This is a genomic window from Flavobacterium amylolyticum, assembly GCF_048284335.1.
GTDB lineage: Bacteria > Bacteroidota > Bacteroidia > Flavobacteriales > Flavobacteriaceae > Flavobacterium.
Genome location: NZ_JBLVPG010000001.1, coordinates 346,181 through 364,369 on the forward strand (window position 1 = coordinate 346,181; position 18,189 = coordinate 364,369).

An 18,189-nucleotide genomic window follows, 5' to 3' on the forward strand; every position below is an offset into this window, starting at 1 on the left:
TTTTACAGTAAACAAAATGTTTTTTATAAAAAAATAATAAATAAGTAAAAAATGATTCTATACGATGTTTTTTCTTTGTGCTTTCCACCATCTTTCTGGCAATTCTTGATTGCAGGCCAATAAATACTCCTCATAAGAACATGGTAATAACGTATTTCTTTTTAATTTATTATTAACATTTGAAATAAATGGAATTTCAATCCACCATCGATCCGTTTTGTCACTTTTATAAAAAACGAGTTCCTGTTCTTCCATTGGAACAATGTATTTTAGATAATTTTCTTTGCTGCCAAAAGGATACTCATTGGAACGGTAATGAAACCCTTCAATAAAATACCAAATTATTTGCGCAATGATTACGGATTCCTGTTTAGAATTATTATGGTTGAAAATCCCAAACGAAGTTACTTTATCACTTATCCCCGCATATCGTGATAAAGAACAAATTTCTTTTCCATTAAAACCATTGGGCTGAAAGGAAATAAAATTTCCCGAATCAGACGATTTAACTGAATTTAAGTCAATACTAACTACATCTGCATCTCTAAAAACTGGCTCAGAAATAGATATAGTATTAGAAATTTCTCCTAACCTATAGGCGTCAAAAAACAATTTCTCGATTAAGTCTATTTCTTCCTGCGAATTAAAATAAGTCTGATACCCTACATTACAATAATTAAAAAGATTATTAGGCTCTTCTATTATTATTTTAGTAAGATATGAAGTAGCCGAAATTTCTTCATTTTCTTTTCCAAAATCAAATTTATTATCAATAGAAACTAAGTTGACCATTTGTTCCAAATCATCATAAGCTCTATAAAGTGCATAGGTTAAATCCTGAGAACCCCCAATAACAATAGGGACAACCTTTTTTTTAACAAGACTTGCAACAACCTTTTTTAAAGCAAAATAGGTGTCCTCAACTGAATTTCCTGCGTAAATGTCGCCTAAATCTGCAATTGCTGCGTCCCAATTTCCGGGAAACATGCCGTACAACTCTTTTCGTAATGGTATTAAATCGACATTTGAAATTGCAGCTGAATCACCTCGATTCTCTAAAACTCCAATTACTGCAATTTTTATTTTATTTAGATCTGGAAATTGTTCCTTGGTATGCAGAACAATTTTGCTGCCCAATTGCTGAGAAGTCAAACCATTAATGTAATCCAGGATTTCATTACCTAGAGGTTTTAGAAAATCAAATTCCATTTTATTTCTTTTTTTCCTCTCCTCAACCCTGTCCAAAGAAAGGGAGACGAAACTGGATTAATTATTATTTCTTTTTAACTACTGATTTCTTAGCAACAGCTTTCTTAGCCGGAGCTTTCTTGGCAGCTACTTTCTTAGCAGGTGTTTTCTTGGCAATCATTTCCTGAACCTCTGCTAATGTCAATTTTGTGGCATCAACTTCTTTACTCAATTCAATTTTAATCTTTCCTTTGGTAATAACCGAACGCCCCCAACGGGCTTTTTCGACTAAAATTCCTTCATCTTCCCAATTGTGCAAAACTTTATCAATGTTTTTTTGCAATTTATCTTCAATCAACGCTTCAATATCCGTTTGTGACAAATTATCAAAGTCGTATTTCTTACTTACGTTTATAAACAAACCATCCCATTTGATAAAAGGACCAAAACGACCCGTTCCTTTTTGCACACCTTCTCCTTTATACACTGCTATCGGAGCATCGGCTATTGCCTTCTCATCAATTAATTCCTGTGCTCTTTCAAAATCTACATCTAATGGATTTTCCCCTTTGGGCAAAGAAACAAAAGCAGCACCATGACGAATGTAAGGACCGTAACGACCATTGCTAACCTCAACTTCTTCTCCTTTATACTCCCCAAGATTTTTGGGCAACAAAAATAAATTTAACGTTTCCTCTAAAGTGATGTTTCCAATATTTTGATCTGACATCAAACTGGCAAATTTTTTCTCTTCATCATCTGCAGCTCCAATTTGTGCCATTGGTCCAAATTTCCCCAAACGCACCGAAACTGGCTTTCCTGTTTTTGGGTCTGTTCCTAAAATTCTTTCCCCGCTTTCTCTTTCTGCATTTGCTTCTACATCTTTCACTATAGGATGAAATTTATCGTAGAATTCTTGCATCATTGTGGTCCAGTTTACATTACCCTCGGCAATTTCATCAAAATCCTGCTCCACTTTTGCAGTAAAATTATAATCGAGAATATTTCCGAAATTCTTTACTAAGAAATCTGTTACAATAGTACCTATATCTGTAGGAACTAATTTTCCTTTATCGGAACCTGTATTTTCTTTCAGTAACTTCTCCCCTACTTTCCCTGACACTAAAGTCAATTGTGTGTAATTTCGTTCTTGACCGTCAAGATTCCCTTTCTCCACATAGTTTCTATTGATAATCGTAGAAATTGTCGGGGCATACGTTGAAGGACGTCCTATTCCTAACTCTTCTAGTTTTTTTACCAAAGAAGCTTCAGTATACCTTGCAGCAGCTCGGGAATACCGCTCCGTTGCAGTTATAAAATTATTTTGTAATTTCTCATTTACTTTCATAGCTGGCAACATTCCTTCTTGCTCCTCCTCATCATCATCATGCCCTTCCAAGTATACTTTAAGAAAACCCTCAAAAAGCAAAACTTCACCTGATGCAGTGAATATTTCGCCGTGATTGTTTGCTTCAATTTTCACGTTTGTGCGTTCTAATTTAGCATCACTCATTTGTGAGGCCAAGGTTCTTTTCCATATTAGATCATACAAACGCGCCTGATCTCTGTCTATATCTACTGTATGACGGGACATATCTGTCGGACGAATCGCTTCATGCGCTTCTTGCGCCCCTTTGCTTTTATTAACAAAAGTTCGAGGTTTAGAAAATTCCTTTCCGTACGATTTTATAATCTCGGCTTCGGCCGCTTCCATAGCGTCTTTGGATAAATTCACACTATCCGTTCTCATATACGTAATAAGTCCAGCTTCGTACAAACGTTGCGCTAGTTGCATCGTAATTCCAACAGGCAAATATAATTTTCTCGCCGCTTCTTGTTGTAAAGTTGAAGTTGTAAACGGGCCCGTTGGTGATTTTTTGGTCGGCTTCGTTTCTAAATCTGATACCTTATAGGTAGAGCCGATATTTTTATTTAAAAAATCTTCGGCTTCTTTTTTAGTATTGAAATTTTTAGGTAGTTTGGCTTTGAATGTTTTTCCTACTTCGTTAGTAAACTCTGCTACAATAGAATACGTTGCAACGGCTTTGAAATTCTGAATTTCACGTTCTCGTTCTACAATCAAACGAACCGAAACGGATTGCACACGTCCTGCTGAAAGTCCACCTTTAATTTTTCTCCAAAGAACTGGAGACAATTCATAACCAACCAACCGATCCAAAACACGACGCGCTTGTTGTGCATTGACTAAATTATAGTCTATTTCCCTTGGATTGTCAATTGCTTTTAGAATTGCTGTTTTTGTAATTTCATGAAAAACAATTCGCTTTGTCTTGGTTTTATCTAATTTTAATTCTTCGGCTAAGTGCCAAGAAATAGCTTCACCCTCTCGATCCTCATCACTTGCTAACCAAACCATTTCGGCATTCTTGGCTAAAGTTTTTAACTTACTAACCAATGCTTTTTTATCAGCTGAAACTTCATATTTAGGTTTGAAACCATTTTCTACATCTACACCAATTTCTTTTGAAGGTAAGTCAGCAATATGTCCGTAACTGGACTCGACCTGAAAATCACTTCCTAGAAATTTTTCGATTGTTTTTGCCTTTGCAGGTGATTCCACTATAACTAAATTCTTTGCCATATCCCGATTGTTTATGTCGGCAAAAGTATATGATTTTTTTAAATTTTAAGTTTTTTAAATTTTAAAAGTAAATTTTCTCGTTGAATTACAGGTTTGGATTACTATTTTATCCATAAAATGTAAACATATTAAATGCTTAAAAATCATTGCCCTAATTTCTCCAAATTCCTCACTTATTTTTCACTTTGCTCCCGCATTTAATTTCCGAAAATTAAAATGCTTTTATTTAAAACAGGAATTAAATGAATTGCCTAATTTTTGATCTAAGTTTTCTGAAATTAGTTTAAAATTAAAAGTTATAAAAAAAGGGAAGCATTTTGCAGGACCTTCCCTTTTTTAAAGCTTTAAATTTAGCGGTAGATTTCTTGTCCTTTATTGTCTCGCCAAGATTGTTCTATCATATTAGCATCCTCATCATTACGTGGATGTACTCCCATAACTATATGTCCTTCTTTTACACCCGATTCATATAATTTAGCACGTTCTTCGGGAATTCCAGACCCTACTAAGGCTCCGATTACTCCACCTGCAATTCCACCCGCACCCGCACCAGCTAATCCAGCTGCTAAAGGTCCGGCCACAAGTAACCCCAAGCCAGGAATAACTAAACTGGTGCCTAATGCGGCAACCACACCAACAATTGCCCCCACAGTACCTCCAATAGCAGATCCTGTTCCTGCACCTTCTGCTGCTTTAGTCCCTATTTCGGTTTCTTTTACATCTCCAGAAAAATGTTTCTTACGAGTTTCATCAGACATTATTAAGTTAATATCATCCTTATTATACCCTCTTTCATGAAGTGAATTATACGCTTTCTCCGTACTTTCCCGGTCTGAAAACATTCCTGTTAACATTTTGTGTTCTGAATTAGTTTTTTCAGCTTGATTTTGATCTCTTTCAGTGTCCATAGTATTTAATTTAAGATTAGAATTATTTGATTCAAATTAAAGTGTTGTGTCAATTTTGTTTTATTATTATAATTAGGGATGAATTAATTATATTTTTTATTTTAAAATTATATTGAGGCTAAAAATTATAGTTAAAACTGTTCGCAGTGGTTATTTCTATTTACACAAAAACACTTGTTGTAAAACTTCATACAATTAAACACAAACGTAATATTCTTGTAAATTTAATTTATAAATACCTGATTTTCAGTTTTTTAATATAAATTTAACGCTTGCTAATATCTTAAATTTTAGCCAGAAAAAAACATACTAAAATCAACGAATTTGATTTAGGAGTAGCTTTATTAAAATACAACGAGGAATGAATCCTAATGCTGAAAGTGTCCCAACATAAGGCTGACTCGCTATTTAGCCTCATGATGTAAAGAATAAAAAGTGTTAATTCTTAATCTGACATCTTGTCATATTTATTTGAATTCCCTTATCTTTGCACTTTGAAAACATAGGATGGAAAAGATTATTGAAGAAAGCAAACAGGGCGAAAGTCTTGTTTTAGAAAATAAACCCGAGAATACAAAGAAACTTTTTATTGAAAGTTATGGTTGTGCAATGAATTTTTCAGATAGCGAAATCGTAGCTTCTATATTGTCCGGTAACGGATACAATACAACGCAAATTCTGGAAGAAGCCGATTTGGTTTTGGTTAACACCTGTTCCATTAGAGATAAAGCAGAGCAAACCATTCGCAAACGCTTGGAGAAATACAATGCGGTAAAGCGTATTAATCCAAAAATGAAAGTAGGGGTTTTGGGCTGTATGGCCGAACGTTTGAAAAGTCAATTTTTGGAAGAAGAGAAAATAGTGGACCTTGTTGTAGGACCAGATGCCTATAAAGATTTACCAAACCTTTTACAAGAAGTGGAAGAAGGCCGTGATGCAATCAATGTGATTTTATCCAAAGATGAAACCTATGGCGATATTTCACCGGTTCGCTTGATGAGCAATGGCATTACCGCACTGGTTTCTATTACGCGTGGTTGTGATAATATGTGTACGTTTTGCGTGGTACCTTTTACCCGCGGACGCGAACGCAGCCGCGAACCACAAAGTATCATGAAAGAAATCCAAGATTTGTGGGACAAAGGTTTTAAAGAAATAACACTTTTAGGACAAAACGTAGACAGTTTTCTCTGGTATGGTGGCGGATTGAAGAAAGATTTTGTGAATGCAACCGAAATGCAAAAAGCAACAGCAGTAGATTTTGACCAATTACTTGAAATGGTGGCGGTTGGTTTTCCTAAAATGCGGATTCGTTTTTCTACTTCAAATCCCCAAGATATGCATGAAAGTATTTTGCACGTTATTGCAAAGTATCCTAATATTTGTAAACACATACACCTACCCGTTCAATCTGGAAGCAATAGAATTTTAAAAGAAATGAATCGTTTGCATACACGAGAGGAATACATGAATTTGATTGACAAAATCAGAAGCATTATCCCAAACAGTTCCATTTCGCAAGATATGATTAGTGGTTTTCCGACGGAAACCGAACAAGATCACAAAGACACACTGAGTTTGATGGAATATGTAAAATATAATTTTGGTTATATGTACAGCTATTCAGAGCGCCCCGGAACATTGGCTGGCAGAAAAATGGAAGACGATGTAACGGATGAAACCAAAGCGAGACGATTACAAGAAATTGTCGACTTACAGCAAAAACACGCTTGGTTACGCTCCGAGGAATTTATTGGGCAAACAGTAGAAGTTTTGGTAGAAAAACTTTCAAAAAAATCTACGGAAGAGTTCTCTGGAAGAAATTCCCAAAGTATTACCGTAGTTTTTCCGAAAGAGAGTTATAAAATTGGAGATTTTGTGAATGTAAGAATTACGTCTTGCACAAGTGGAACTTTAAAAGGAGAAGCTGTTGGTTTGAGTGAAATGAATTAGAAAAAAGTTTACAATTTAAGGCTTAAAATTATCTCAATAACTTGAACCCTTAAACAACTAAAACTTTAAAAAAAGATAAAAATGGAATCAGTTCAAGCTATAAAACAACGCTTTGAGATTATTGGAAATGACCAAAAACTAAATCGTGCCATTGAAAAAGCTATTCAGGTTGCTCCTACGGATATTACAGTATTGGTTGCTGGAGAAAGCGGCGTGGGTAAAGAGAATATTCCCAGAATTATTCATTCCCTATCGCATAGAAAACACGGAAAATACATAGCCGTAAACTGTGGAGCCATTCCAGAAGGAACAATAGACAGTGAACTTTTCGGGCATGAAAAAGGCGCTTTTACAGGAGCTACAGGAACTCGTGAGGGGTATTTTGAGGTGGCTGATGGCGGAACCATTTTTCTGGATGAAGTAGGTGAACTGCCGCTGACGACTCAAGTTCGCTTATTACGTGTTCTCGAAAATGGTGAGTTTATAAAAGTAGGGTCCTCCCAAGTACAGAAAACAGACGTACGAATTGTAGCAGCAACGAATGTCAATTTATTTGATGCTATCGAAAAAGGGAAATTTCGCGAAGATTTATACTATCGTTTAAGCACAGTAGATATTACTTTACCGCCTTTGCGCGATAGAAAAGATGACATTCATTTGTTATTTAGAAAATTTGTCGCAGATTTCGCCCATAAATATAAAATGCCTCCTTTGAAGTTGGAGGAGAATGCAGTTCAACTATTACAAAAATTTCGTTGGAGTGGAAACATAAGACAGTTGCGAAATGTAGCCGAACAAATTTCTGTTTTGGAAACAAATCGAGATATATCAGCAATCACTTTACAATCTTATTTGCCGGTACAGGGCAGTCATTTACCTTCGGTAATTAAAGATAAAAAAAGTGAAAGCGATTTTAGTACCGAAAGAGAAATATTATACAAGGTGCTTTTTGACATGAAAAGCGATTTGAATGATTTAAAAAAATTAACGTTGGAACTGATCCAAAATGGGAGCTCTAAAGTTCAGGAGACCAATCAGAATCTGATAAAAAAAATATACGGTTCCAAAGAAACGGACAGTGAAATTGATTTTGAAGAAGAACCAACAGCAGGGTTATTAGCCGCCAAAAATAACGAAGACCTCTATCAAGAGAATGACGACAATTATTTGTACACCGAAACTATCGAGGAAGAAGAAACCTTACGTTTAGAACAAAAAGAAATTGAAATGATTAAAAAATCATTAGAGAAAAACAAGGGAAAACGAAAAGCTGCCGCAGATGAATTGGGCATTTCAGAGCGAACTTTATACCGAAAAATTAAGCAATTTGATTTGTAATATTTTCACAAAGATTCAAAACATAAATGGTTCTGAACGAAAATGAATATATTTGACCGAGCGTTAATGAATTGGCGCAGAAATTTTAAAATAGAAAATGAAATACCTAAAACACGTCCTTCTTTTAATAATTATATGGAGTACCAATAGTTGCTCCGTCTACAATTTTACAGGAACTGGTAAAATTGATGCCGAAACATTTCAAGTTGGCTTTTTTCAAAATAATGCAGAATTAATTGAACCTGGCATTGACCGCACATTTACATTGGAACTCCAAGATCTGATTCAGAACCAAACCAATCTAAACTTAGTCAAAAATGACGCTGACTTATCGTATGAAGGAGAAATCGTAGATTACAGAATTAGCCCAATGACTGCTACAGCGGATCAGCGGGCAGCTCAAAATCGATTGACGATTCGTATAAATGTTCGTTTTAGCAATAAGAAAAAAGAAGCCGATGATTTTGAAAAAACCTTTACTTTTTTCTATGATTATCCCGCAGAGCAACAATTGACTGGAGCTACATTAAACGCCGCTTTGAAAGATATATTTGAAAGAATAACACAAGACATCTTTAACGAGTCTCTTGCGAAATGGTAAAAAACACTCCAATGATCGTTTTAAGTTAGCTAGAACAACCTCAAACTGATTACCGAACTCCAGAACCTTAAAAAGATGAACGTAAACGACTATTCGTATTTGATTAACAAACCTGATGCTATTCACGAAAAGCAAACAGAGTCTTTGGACAAAGTATTGGAAGAATTTCCGTATTTTCAAAGTGCGAGAGCGATTCAATTAAAAGGCCTTTTCAATCAAAATAGTTACAAATACAATCTGGCTTTAAAAACTACTGCTGCCCATTCAACAGACAGATCAGTATTATTTGATTTCATCACTTCAGATACGTTTACTGCTATTGATAAAAATTTATACGATCGTAAAGCATTAGAAATTCTTGACATTCCCGTATTGGGCAATGAAATTCTTATATCTGAAGAAAAATCAGCACTTAAAATAGATTCGTTACAACAATCTATCCTTACCTCAATAAAAGAAGCGTCTACAATTGAAATTGAGGGTTATTCTAAAACGATTGAAGAAAAACTAGCCATTGGAGAACCATTGGATTTCTCTAAAAAGGAGCAACATTCTTTTCAGGAATGGCTTCAGCTTTCTCGTAACGAGCCAATTGTTAGAACTAATAAGGAGTCAATCATTTTACCCTTACCTATAACAGATGCGGACAAAAGAAAAAAACTGGAATTAATTGATAAATTTATTGAAACGAGTCCCAAAATTTCTCCCGTAAAACATGGTGTACCCTCTACAGTCAGTTTCGACTTAAACAAAGATGATAATTCATACTTAATGACTGAGACTCTAGCGCGAGTTTACTTGGAACAAAAAAAATATCAAAAAGCGATACAAGCTTATGAAATATTAATTTTGAAATATCCAGAAAAAAGTAGTTTCTTTGCAGACCGCATATCGGATATTAAGATTTTACAACATAATAATAATTAAACAATGAGCACATTTTCAATTTTTTTAGTTTTAATAACTATAGTTTGTTTTCTATTAATCGTAGTTATCATGGTCCAAAATCCTAAAGGTGGTGGATTATCCTCAACAATAGGTGGCTCACAAATGCTAGGTGGTGTACAAAAAACAACTGATTTCTTAGATAAAAGTACTTGGACATTAGCAACTATATTAATTGCACTTATACTGCTTTCAAGTTTGAGCTTTACAGGAACATTAAGTGACACTGATTCTAAAATAATTGACAATACAGCAACGAGTGCACCAGTAGCTCCTGTTCAAAATACACCTGCTGCAACAAATCCAGCAAAATAAAAATACAATTCCTATTTTAAAAATGCCAGCTTGTCAAAGCTGGCATTTTTTATAAGAAAATATGTCAGTTTAAACAGCATGGCATAATTTCTGAAATGCTATACCTTTAATACCTTAAATAATACTAAAATATAAAATCATGGCTTTAAACATCAAACCACTTTCAGACAGAGTACTTATTGAACCAGTTGCTGCTGAAACCAAAACTGCGTCAGGGATTTTTATTCCAGATACAGCCAAAGAAAAACCACAAAAAGGAACCGTAGTAGCCGTTGGTAACGGAACAAAAGAACACACAATGACTGTCAAAATTGGTGATTCTGTTCTTTACGGAAAATACGCTGGTACTGAATTAAAACTAGAAGGTAAAGACTATTTGATCATGCGTGAAGACGATATTTTAGCAATAATATAATCGAATTAACAAATAAACGAATTAACAAATAAAAATAAAAATGGCAAAAGATATAAAATTTGATATTGAAGCACGTGACGGATTAAAACGTGGTGTTGACGCATTGGCTAATGCAGTAAAAGTAACTCTAGGACCAAAAGGTCGTAATGTAATTATCGGAAAAGCTTTTGGTGGACCGACTGTTACTAAAGATGGTGTTACTGTTGCAAAAGAAATTGAATTAAAAGATCCATTGGAAAATATGGGTGCGCAAATGGTAAAAGAAGTTGCTTCTAAAACGAATGATTTAGCTGGAGACGGAACTACAACTGCGACTGTTTTAGCACAAGCTATTGTAAAAGAAGGATTGAAAAACGTTGCTGCAGGAGCAAATCCAATGGATTTGAAACGTGGTATAGATAAAGCGGTTGAAGCTATAGTTGCTGACTTAGCTAAACAAGCTAAAGTGGTAGGAAGCGATTCTGAAAAAATCAAACAAATTGCTTCTATTTCAGCTAATAATGACGAAGTAATTGGTGAGTTAATCGCAGCTGCTTTCGCAAAAGTGGGAAAAGAAGGCGTTATCACTGTTGAAGAAGCCAAAGGAACTGATACGTATGTTGATGTTGTTGAAGGGATGCAATTTGACAGAGGCTATCTTTCTCCTTATTTTGTGACTAATTCAGAAAAAATGGAAGTAGAATTAGAAAATCCTTACATCCTTTTATATGACAAAAAAGTTTCTTCTTTAAAAGAATTATTACCCGTTTTGGAACCTGTTGCTCAATCCGGAAAACCACTATTAATTATCGCTGAAGATGTAGATGGTGAAGCATTATCAACTTTAGTTGTAAACAAATTACGTGGAGCATTGAAAATTGCAGCTGTAAAAGCACCTGGTTTTGGAGATAGAAGAAAAGCAATGTTGGAAGATATCGCTATATTAACTGGTGGAACTGTAATCTCAGAAGAAAGAGGGTACACTTTAGAAAACACCACTATCGAAATGTTAGGTACTGCTAAAAAAGTGACCATTGATAAAGACAATACAACAATTGTAAGTGGTGCAGGCGAAGCGGACATGATCAAAAATCGTGTCAACCAAATTAAAGGTCAAATGGAAGCTACAACTTCTGATTATGATAAAGAAAAATTGCAAGAACGTTTGGCTAAATTAGCTGGCGGTGTTGCTGTACTATATGTAGGCGCTGCTTCTGAAGTAGAGATGAAAGAGAAAAAAGACAGAGTTGATGATGCTCTTCACGCAACTCGTGCAGCTGTTGAAGAAGGAATTGTTGCTGGTGGAGGTGTTGCGCTTCTAAGAGCTAAAAATGCACTTAGTGCTATAAAAGCGGACAATGCTGATGAAGCAACTGGTATCCAAATCGTATCGCGTGCAGTGGAATCTCCTTTGAGAACTATTGTAGAAAACGCAGGTCTTGAAGGGTCTGTAGTTGTTGCAAAAGTGGCTGAAGGTAAAGGTGACTTTGGATATAACGCAAAGACGGATGAATACGTAGATATGCTTAAAGCAGGGATTATTGATCCTAAAAAAGTAACTCGTGTAGCATTAGAAAACGCAGCTTCGGTTGCTGGAATGATATTGACTACTGAGTGTGCTTTGATAGATATCAAAGAAGATAATGGCGGAAACCCAATGGGTGGTGGTATGCCAGGAATGATGTAATATTATTTCAGTCTAAATAAAAAAACCGTCCCAATTTATATCGGGACGGTTTTTTTATGAAGTTTAATGTTTATTTATTCTTTGATTTTAGATTTTTTACTGAACTTATATATTACTGGCAAAACAGTAATTCCAACTAGAATCAAGACAATTAATTCAATATGCTTTTTTAAATCAATTTGATAATTTTCAAGTAAAAAACCATACAAATAGTGTCCAGCAAAAATTAATGTGAACGACCAGATAAATGAACTTAGGATATTATAAAACATGAATTTTTGTTTATCCATAGATACAATTCCAGCCACTATTGGAGCAAATGTTCTTAATATTGGGAGAAATCGTGCAAAGATGATAGCTTTACCCCCGTATTTCTCAAAAAAATCTTTAGACTGCACCAAGTATTTTTTCTTAAACCAAAAACTATCTTCTTTATTATACAAATAATACCCGCTTTTTGACCCAAACCAGTATCCAACAACATTTCCTAAAATCCCTGACAAAGCGACAAGCGTTGATAGCAGTACTACGTTTAGAAAATCATTACTAATAAATAAAATGTTTTCTATTAATTCTCGGCTATAAATACCCGCTAAAAATAACAAACTATCCCCTGGTAAAAAGAAACCTGCAAAAAGACCCGTTTCAGCAAAAACAATAAACAAAACTATATAAATCCCTAGCTTAATTCCATTAACATCAAAATGAATATAAAAAAGCGGGTCAATTAAATTCTTCCAATCAAAATCGTTCATTCTTAGGTTTTTTATGCTAAAATTATTCGTGTGTGAAAGTACATATAATATCTCTCAAAGCCAATTTATTACTCTATTTTAAAGTTTTATTAACGGTTATTCAACGAACGAAACTTGTCTGATTTGATTTCTTTTTTAAGCAAAATAACATTTATGATCTATAATTCAAATTCTTCCCCCATTAAAGGAACTTTACAGTCAAAACCATATTCTTTCTCAATTTTTATACGCAGTTCATCCAATGGTATATTTTCACCATGTACTAGAAATACTTTTGTAGGTTTAATTTTCAGTTCAGACAACCAATTGAGTAAATCCTTTTGATCCCCATGTGCTGAAAAGCCTTGAATCTCAACTATTTTTGCTTGAACTGGATAATAGTGCCCATGAATTTTAACTTCCTTAGCTCCTTCGAGTAATTTTCTACCCCTTGTTCCTTCTGCTTGATAACCTACAATAATTATAGTAGTTTCTGGAAGACCAATATAATGTTCTAAATAGCTCAATATCCTTCCCCCAGTGACCATGCCACTAGCGGCAATTACCACTTTGGGTTTTTTACCAAAAATCACTTCAATGGTTTCTTGATAATCCGAAACCAATAAAAACATTTTACTCATTCCGGCACATTCTTCCGGTGACAATTTGTGCCATTTTGGATTATCCGTAAAAATATCCAATGCCCTAATCCCCATCGGGGTATCAATAATATAGGGAATCGAGGGGATTCTTCCTTCTTCTTTTAATTGCCACAACAAGTACATGATGGTTTGGGCTCGCTCTACCGCAAAACTGGGAATAATAATAGTCCCCCCGCTTTTTACGGCATTATTAATATAAGTTTCCAGTTCAAATTTAGTATCAGAATAGGGATGGAGACGATCCCCATAGGTACTTTCTAGAAAAATATAATCTGCTTTTTTAGGCCTGGTTGGGGGATACATAAGCACATCATTATCCCTACCTAAGTCACCCGAAAAAACTAATTTTTTCCCTTCCAACGACAATGCGATACTACAAGCGCCAAGAATATGTCCTGCATTAAAATATACCGCTTCTATTTGAGCGGCTAAAGCAATAGGTTCATTTATTTTGATAACTCTAAAAAAAGGAAAAACTTCTCTTACTTGCTTAACGGTATAAAGTGGTTCAGCAATTTCATGCTTAGAATACGCACCTTCATTGGCTTTATTAGCCTCTTCCTCCTGAATTTTAGCACTATCTAAAAGAATCAGTTTTGTAATATCTTTCGTTGGGCTTGTACAATAAATTTTTCCTGAAAAACCCTGATTGACAAGTCTTGGCAGCCACCCACAGTGATCTAAATGACCATGGGTCAACAACACAAAATCTATAGTAGACGGAAGAACAGGCAACGAATCCCAATTCAGTTCCCGTAGCGGCTTGATGCCTTGAAATAAACCACAATCAATCAAAATCAGTACGCCATTACTCTCAATCAATGTCTTAGATCCAGTTACCGTTCCAGCGCCACCTATAAATTTAACTTTCATTTGATTTAAATTTAGAATATTAAGAAAGTATCCTTTTAAATATAACGACATAATTCGGACGCTTCTTTTAAGACGTGTTTTACACGGCTTGGACTCAATCCAATTTTTACTAAGCAATCCGAATGATTTACTATTTCTTTTACCAAGATGACATCTAACACTAACAGCTTATCTTTCTCAGCAATTGATAATGTAGTTAGGCAAGTTACCGGATAAAGATAATGCGTATCGTTTTTTGTTTTTAAATTGTTATTCTCCGGATAATTCCAACTCAATAAATTCAATCCGGAACATTTTGCAAAATTGACGGCATCTGTTGTAAAACGGTTATTTGTAACGATCCAACATTTTGATATACTCTCTTTTTTTTCAAAGATGACATATTTCCTTTCCTTTAAATCATTGAAACGAGACAAAATATACATGGGAACTTTTACATCAGTAGCGGCAGCTCTACCCAAATGATATTTACACTCAACCATAGCAACCTCCTGATTCTTCTTTACTACAACATCAATTTCGTGTAAAACACATGTACCTTGAAGGCTTACATTAGTTTTGGTTTGATAGTGTTCCGAGGCAAAAAGACGGGCTATATATTTTTCAAAAAAGAATCCAGCAGGGCCTAACAATCGTATTGCTTCCCTCAAATTATAACGTGCTGCATGAGAATTAGCTGTCTTTTTCAATAATGAAAAGGCCATTTTATAAATTTGCTTTGTAGCAATACCTTCATAGATTTGTTTTTTTATAACATCAAGTATATTGGTAACGGCAGCAACACTTGCCCCAGATTTTAGAAGTGATTTTTTAAGTTTATCAGGACTAAACTCGACAATATCTCCAGAATTTTTGATAATTTTCATAGCCTTATTAGTTTAAAAACAAGGAACTTAAAATCACTACTAAAGATACAGAAAAAAGGCTACTTATTTTGTTTTTGATAATAAAATCCTGGAACAAATAGCAATACAAAAATAGGTTGAATTAAAAACCTTCGAACATAAAAAAGTGTCCAATTATTGTGCTCATTTGCAAAATAAATTATATATGCGAAAGCAATAATAAGAATTATAAAGAAAAAATAATACAGAACAAAAGCAAATTTTATTAATGCCACCTCTTTGAAAAGCACATAAATAATACCCAATGAAATAATGGTATTCAATGTAAAACGGAATAACAGCCCTAAAAACAATTGGAATGAATTGAAAGTTGGCAATCTTAAGGTAGCAAAATCCTTTTTGAAGAAATCTAGAAAGGGGTCATAAAACAACTGATCCTCAAATGCCCGAACAAGCACTAACAACACAATTAGAAAAAGTAATTGCATTGACCTCATTTTGTTATTTAATAGCTTATGAAGCATATTTTGAAAATTTACGCACCCAAATTAACCACAAAATAAAAACTACACCATAAATATATAGTGGGAAAATTACTCCATGCAAAAAAGGTCCTTGTTTTGGAAAATAAAAGATCAATACACTCAGCATTGCTATTCTTAAGATGTTTAAAACGTAAATAAGTAGGCTTCCGCCCAATATATAAAGCAGTGTGGTCTTTAGTTTTCCAGAAAAAGCTGCCACAAATGAGATGAAAAGAATAATCACACTGATTGCATTACACCCTTCGGCTATTCGGGCTACATATTGTTGATTATAAAACAATTTAATATAAGAATCCCCTCTAGTTTCTTCTAGTCTAGATCCATCATTAAACAATTGTAATACCTGTACCGTATTTTCACTCACCATTCTTGTAAAAGAATCTATTTTATTTTCTTCAAAACTCATAAGATAGCGCTGATACAAAAACGTAAGAACGAGATAAGCCAAGAAAAAAGTAGCTAGAAATACAAGAAATGGCTTGTAAAGAATAAAATATTTTTTCAAAATCTATTTTTTAACAAATTTATGTAATTTTTAAAACTGGCTTTAAATACTTTTGTATAAATAAAATATAAAAAACATGACATTTCAAGAACTACAACCAAAAGTAACCGAAATCACTTTAAATACAACACTAACAAGAGACGAAAAACTTTTAGCCATTTGCGAGCTCCTTAGCAACTCCATTGCATATTACAACTGGGTAGGGTTCTATTTTGCAGATCAAGAATCTAAAACATTACACCTAGGACCATACGTAGGAGCAGAAACAGATCATACCGTAATCCCTTTTGGTAAAGGAATCTGCGGACAAGTAGCTGTTTCTAACGAAAATTTTGTTGTCCCAGACGTTACCGCACAAGACAATTATATTGCTTGCAGTTTTACCGTAAAATCGGAAATTGTTGTTCCACTTTTTGTTAATGGAGAAAACATAGGACAAATTGATATTGACAGTCACGTTATAGATCCATTTACCAAAGAGGACGAATTATTTTTGGAATTTGTGAATAGCGAAATAGCAAAATTGTACTAAAATAATTATCATTTTTTGGTAGCTTTTTTTATCTGTATTATGAAATCCATTTTTTATTCATTAGTCCTTTGACTAATACCAATAGCCCTTTTTTTTCAAACTAAAGCTCCAGTACCCGCTATAATTTATTTCGATTCATTATAAAATGAGGCTACGGTAGTAATCATAAAGATTACAGGGATTAAAGATTACTTCGCTACCAAAGATACGTAGGCTTTTTATGAGTATTACAAATCAGGTATTTTGAAGGCCGCAGGCACGTCAAAGAATAAAGATACTATTCAAAAAGAGGGAGAATTTGTTACTTATTTTAAAAATGGAAATAAAGAGTCCGTTAGCAATTATACCAACTCAAGAATTACAGGTAAAGAATACTTTTGGTATGAAAACGGACATCTCAAATTTGAAATTAAATATCTTAAAAATCTAGATTCATCTAAATCACAATCTAAAATTAACCAATTCTAGGATGCTAAAAATATTCATACCGTAATTGATGGGACTGAAAATTATGAGATTAAAGAAACTGGATATTCTGAAAAGGAAAAATCATTAATGGTGTAAAAAACGGAATATGGGAAGGGAATATTAATTCCCCACCCTATTCTTAAACAGGTAATTATACTTCAATAAATACTTTACCTAAATCCAAGAAGGGCCTAAACGTTTTTATAGTTTTTACAAAATAATTTTATTAAACCAAAAGAAGCTACTTTACATAACGCATAAGATACCATTTGTTTAAATATTATTATTGAAAAGACGGTAGAGCAGTTGATATTAAAAGTATTAGTAAATTAGGTTTTGGCATTGAGGAGGAGGCTACTTGAGTAGTCAAAACTTATACACAATGAAGTGACAGTAAAACAAGAGGCATGTATAGACCCGCACTATTTTCAGTATCAACATCGATAAAATAGTTTACACAAAACCATGAATTAATATTCCAAAAAAATATCTAAATACTAATAGTAACTAAAACTTGTCTGTTTAAAAATAAAGATTACCTTTGCATCCGTCCTACAATAGCTGTATGACATACATAAAAATCATTAAACAAATATTGGAATGTATTTAACTAAAGAGATTAAAGAAGAAATCTTCGCTAAACACGGAGAAAAAACAAACACTGGAAAATCAGAAGCTCAAATTGCTTTGTTTACTTTCAGAATCAGCCACTTGACTGAGCACTTGAAAAAAAATCGTCACGATTATAACACAGAGCGTTCATTAGTATTGCTTGTAGGTAAAAGAAGATCTTTGTTGGATTATTTAAAGAAAACAGAAATCAACAGATACCGTGAAATTATCAAAGTATTGAATATCAGAAAATAATCAATATAAAAGAGGTGCGAAAGTGCCTCTTTTTTTATTTTACAATTTAGAATATATATGTTCTTTTTTTGATCCTGACACAAAAGGGATTAAAACTAAGACTATACCATAAAGTCTTTACCAACTAGTATAGGCAATAAAAAAAGTTTCGTTTTTCATTGGGTTTTAGGCATTAACTACGCAAGACAACAACTACAACACAACTAGAACCCATTGTTTAATCTAAA

The 18,189-nt window shown here is 33.9% G+C and carries 18 protein-coding genes; 10 read left to right on the top strand and 8 right to left on the bottom strand.

Going from position 1 to position 18,189, the window contains the following annotated elements; translation table 11 throughout:
• Positions 1–57 precede the first annotated feature (57 nt).
• From ACNQF9_RS01560 to ACNQF9_RS01570, 3 genes are all read right to left on the bottom strand, one after another.
• Complete coding sequence (locus ACNQF9_RS01560; RefSeq protein WP_417958511.1) at positions 58–1,209, bottom strand: formimidoylglutamase; 1,152 nt, start codon at positions 1,207–1,209, stop codon at positions 58–60.
• A gap of 64 nt (positions 1,210–1,273) precedes the next feature.
• Positions 1,274–3,790, bottom strand: a complete 2,517-nt coding sequence (topA, locus tag ACNQF9_RS01565) for a type I DNA topoisomerase (protein WP_417958512.1) — start codon at positions 3,788–3,790, stop codon at positions 1,274–1,276.
• 350 nt (positions 3,791–4,140) lie between these two features.
• Complete coding sequence (locus ACNQF9_RS01570; protein ID WP_417958513.1) at positions 4,141–4,698, bottom strand: hypothetical protein; 558 nt, start codon at positions 4,696–4,698, stop codon at positions 4,141–4,143.
• Between the two features lie 507 nt (positions 4,699–5,205).
• Between ACNQF9_RS01570 and miaB the strand changes: the two genes are divergently transcribed.
• The 7 genes from miaB to groL all read left to right on the top strand — a co-directional run bounded on the left by miaB (position 5,206) and on the right by groL (position 11,931).
• Positions 5,206–6,651: a tRNA (N6-isopentenyl adenosine(37)-C2)-methylthiotransferase MiaB gene (miaB, locus tag ACNQF9_RS01575; RefSeq protein WP_417989498.1), complete on the top strand. Its 1,446-nt coding sequence runs from the start codon at positions 5,206–5,208 to the stop codon at positions 6,649–6,651.
• 81 nt (positions 6,652–6,732) lie between these two features.
• Positions 6,733–7,989, top strand: coding sequence for a sigma-54 interaction domain-containing protein (locus tag ACNQF9_RS01580; protein WP_417958515.1), 1,257 nt, complete (start codon positions 6,733–6,735; stop codon positions 7,987–7,989).
• Between the two features lie 97 nt (positions 7,990–8,086).
• Positions 8,087–8,590 (top strand): LptE family protein, encoded by a 504-nt coding sequence (locus ACNQF9_RS01585; protein ID WP_417989499.1) that lies wholly within the window; start codon positions 8,087–8,089, stop codon positions 8,588–8,590.
• 75 nt (positions 8,591–8,665) lie between these two features.
• Entirely contained in the window at positions 8,666–9,517 is an 852-nt protein-coding gene (locus ACNQF9_RS01590; RefSeq protein ID WP_417989500.1) for a tetratricopeptide repeat protein, read from the top strand.
• Positions 9,518–9,520: 3 nt separating this feature from the next.
• Positions 9,521–9,850: a preprotein translocase subunit SecG gene (secG, locus tag ACNQF9_RS01595; protein ID WP_417958518.1), complete on the top strand. Its 330-nt coding sequence runs from the start codon at positions 9,521–9,523 to the stop codon at positions 9,848–9,850.
• 139 nt (positions 9,851–9,989) lie between these two features.
• Complete coding sequence (locus tag ACNQF9_RS01600; RefSeq protein ID WP_007137725.1) at positions 9,990–10,265, top strand: co-chaperone GroES; 276 nt, start codon at positions 9,990–9,992, stop codon at positions 10,263–10,265.
• Between the two features lie 40 nt (positions 10,266–10,305).
• Entirely contained in the window at positions 10,306–11,931 is a 1,626-nt protein-coding gene (gene groL / locus ACNQF9_RS01605) for a chaperonin GroEL (protein WP_417958519.1), read from the top strand.
• Positions 11,932–12,005: 74 nt separating this feature from the next.
• Here the strand turns inward: groL and ACNQF9_RS01610 are convergent, their stop codons facing one another.
• The 5 genes from ACNQF9_RS01610 to xrtF form a co-directional block, all read right to left on the bottom strand.
• Positions 12,006–12,686, bottom strand: coding sequence for a DedA family protein (locus ACNQF9_RS01610; RefSeq protein ID WP_417958520.1), 681 nt, complete (start codon positions 12,684–12,686; stop codon positions 12,006–12,008).
• A gap of 158 nt (positions 12,687–12,844) precedes the next feature.
• The gene (locus tag ACNQF9_RS01615) at positions 12,845–14,200 is read right to left on the bottom strand and encodes an MBL fold metallo-hydrolase (RefSeq protein WP_417958521.1); all 1,356 of its coding nucleotides are present in this window, start codon (positions 14,198–14,200) and stop codon (positions 12,845–12,847) included.
• 35 nt (positions 14,201–14,235) lie between these two features.
• On the bottom strand, positions 14,236–15,066 hold the full coding sequence (locus tag ACNQF9_RS01620) for a restriction endonuclease (RefSeq protein ID WP_417958522.1): 831 nt from the start codon (positions 15,064–15,066) through the stop codon (positions 14,236–14,238).
• Positions 15,067–15,125: 59 nt separating this feature from the next.
• Positions 15,126–15,569, bottom strand: coding sequence for an exosortase F system-associated membrane protein (locus ACNQF9_RS01625; RefSeq protein WP_417958523.1), 444 nt, complete (start codon positions 15,567–15,569; stop codon positions 15,126–15,128).
• Complete coding sequence (xrtF, locus tag ACNQF9_RS01630; RefSeq protein ID WP_417958524.1) at positions 15,559–16,095, bottom strand: exosortase family protein XrtF; 537 nt, start codon at positions 16,093–16,095, stop codon at positions 15,559–15,561. Before xrtF ends, ACNQF9_RS01625 begins: the two co-directional genes overlap by 11 nt.
• Before the next feature lie 76 nt (positions 16,096–16,171).
• Here xrtF and ACNQF9_RS01635 point away from each other — a divergent pair, with 76 nt between their 5' ends.
• The 3 genes from ACNQF9_RS01635 to rpsO all read left to right on the top strand — a co-directional run bounded on the left by ACNQF9_RS01635 (position 16,172) and on the right by rpsO (position 17,962).
• Positions 16,172–16,627, top strand: coding sequence for a GAF domain-containing protein (locus ACNQF9_RS01635; protein WP_417958525.1), 456 nt, complete (start codon positions 16,172–16,174; stop codon positions 16,625–16,627).
• A 243-nt stretch (positions 16,628–16,870) separates the two neighbouring features.
• Positions 16,871–17,095 carry a toxin-antitoxin system YwqK family antitoxin gene (locus ACNQF9_RS01640; RefSeq protein ID WP_417958526.1) on the top strand — a complete coding sequence of 75 codons (225 nt, stop codon included), beginning with the start codon at positions 16,871–16,873 and terminating at the stop codon, positions 17,093–17,095.
• A gap of 600 nt (positions 17,096–17,695) precedes the next feature.
• Positions 17,696–17,962 (top strand): 30S ribosomal protein S15, encoded by a 267-nt coding sequence (gene rpsO, locus ACNQF9_RS01645; protein ID WP_066079886.1) that lies wholly within the window; start codon positions 17,696–17,698, stop codon positions 17,960–17,962.
• Positions 17,963–18,189 lie beyond the last annotated feature (227 nt).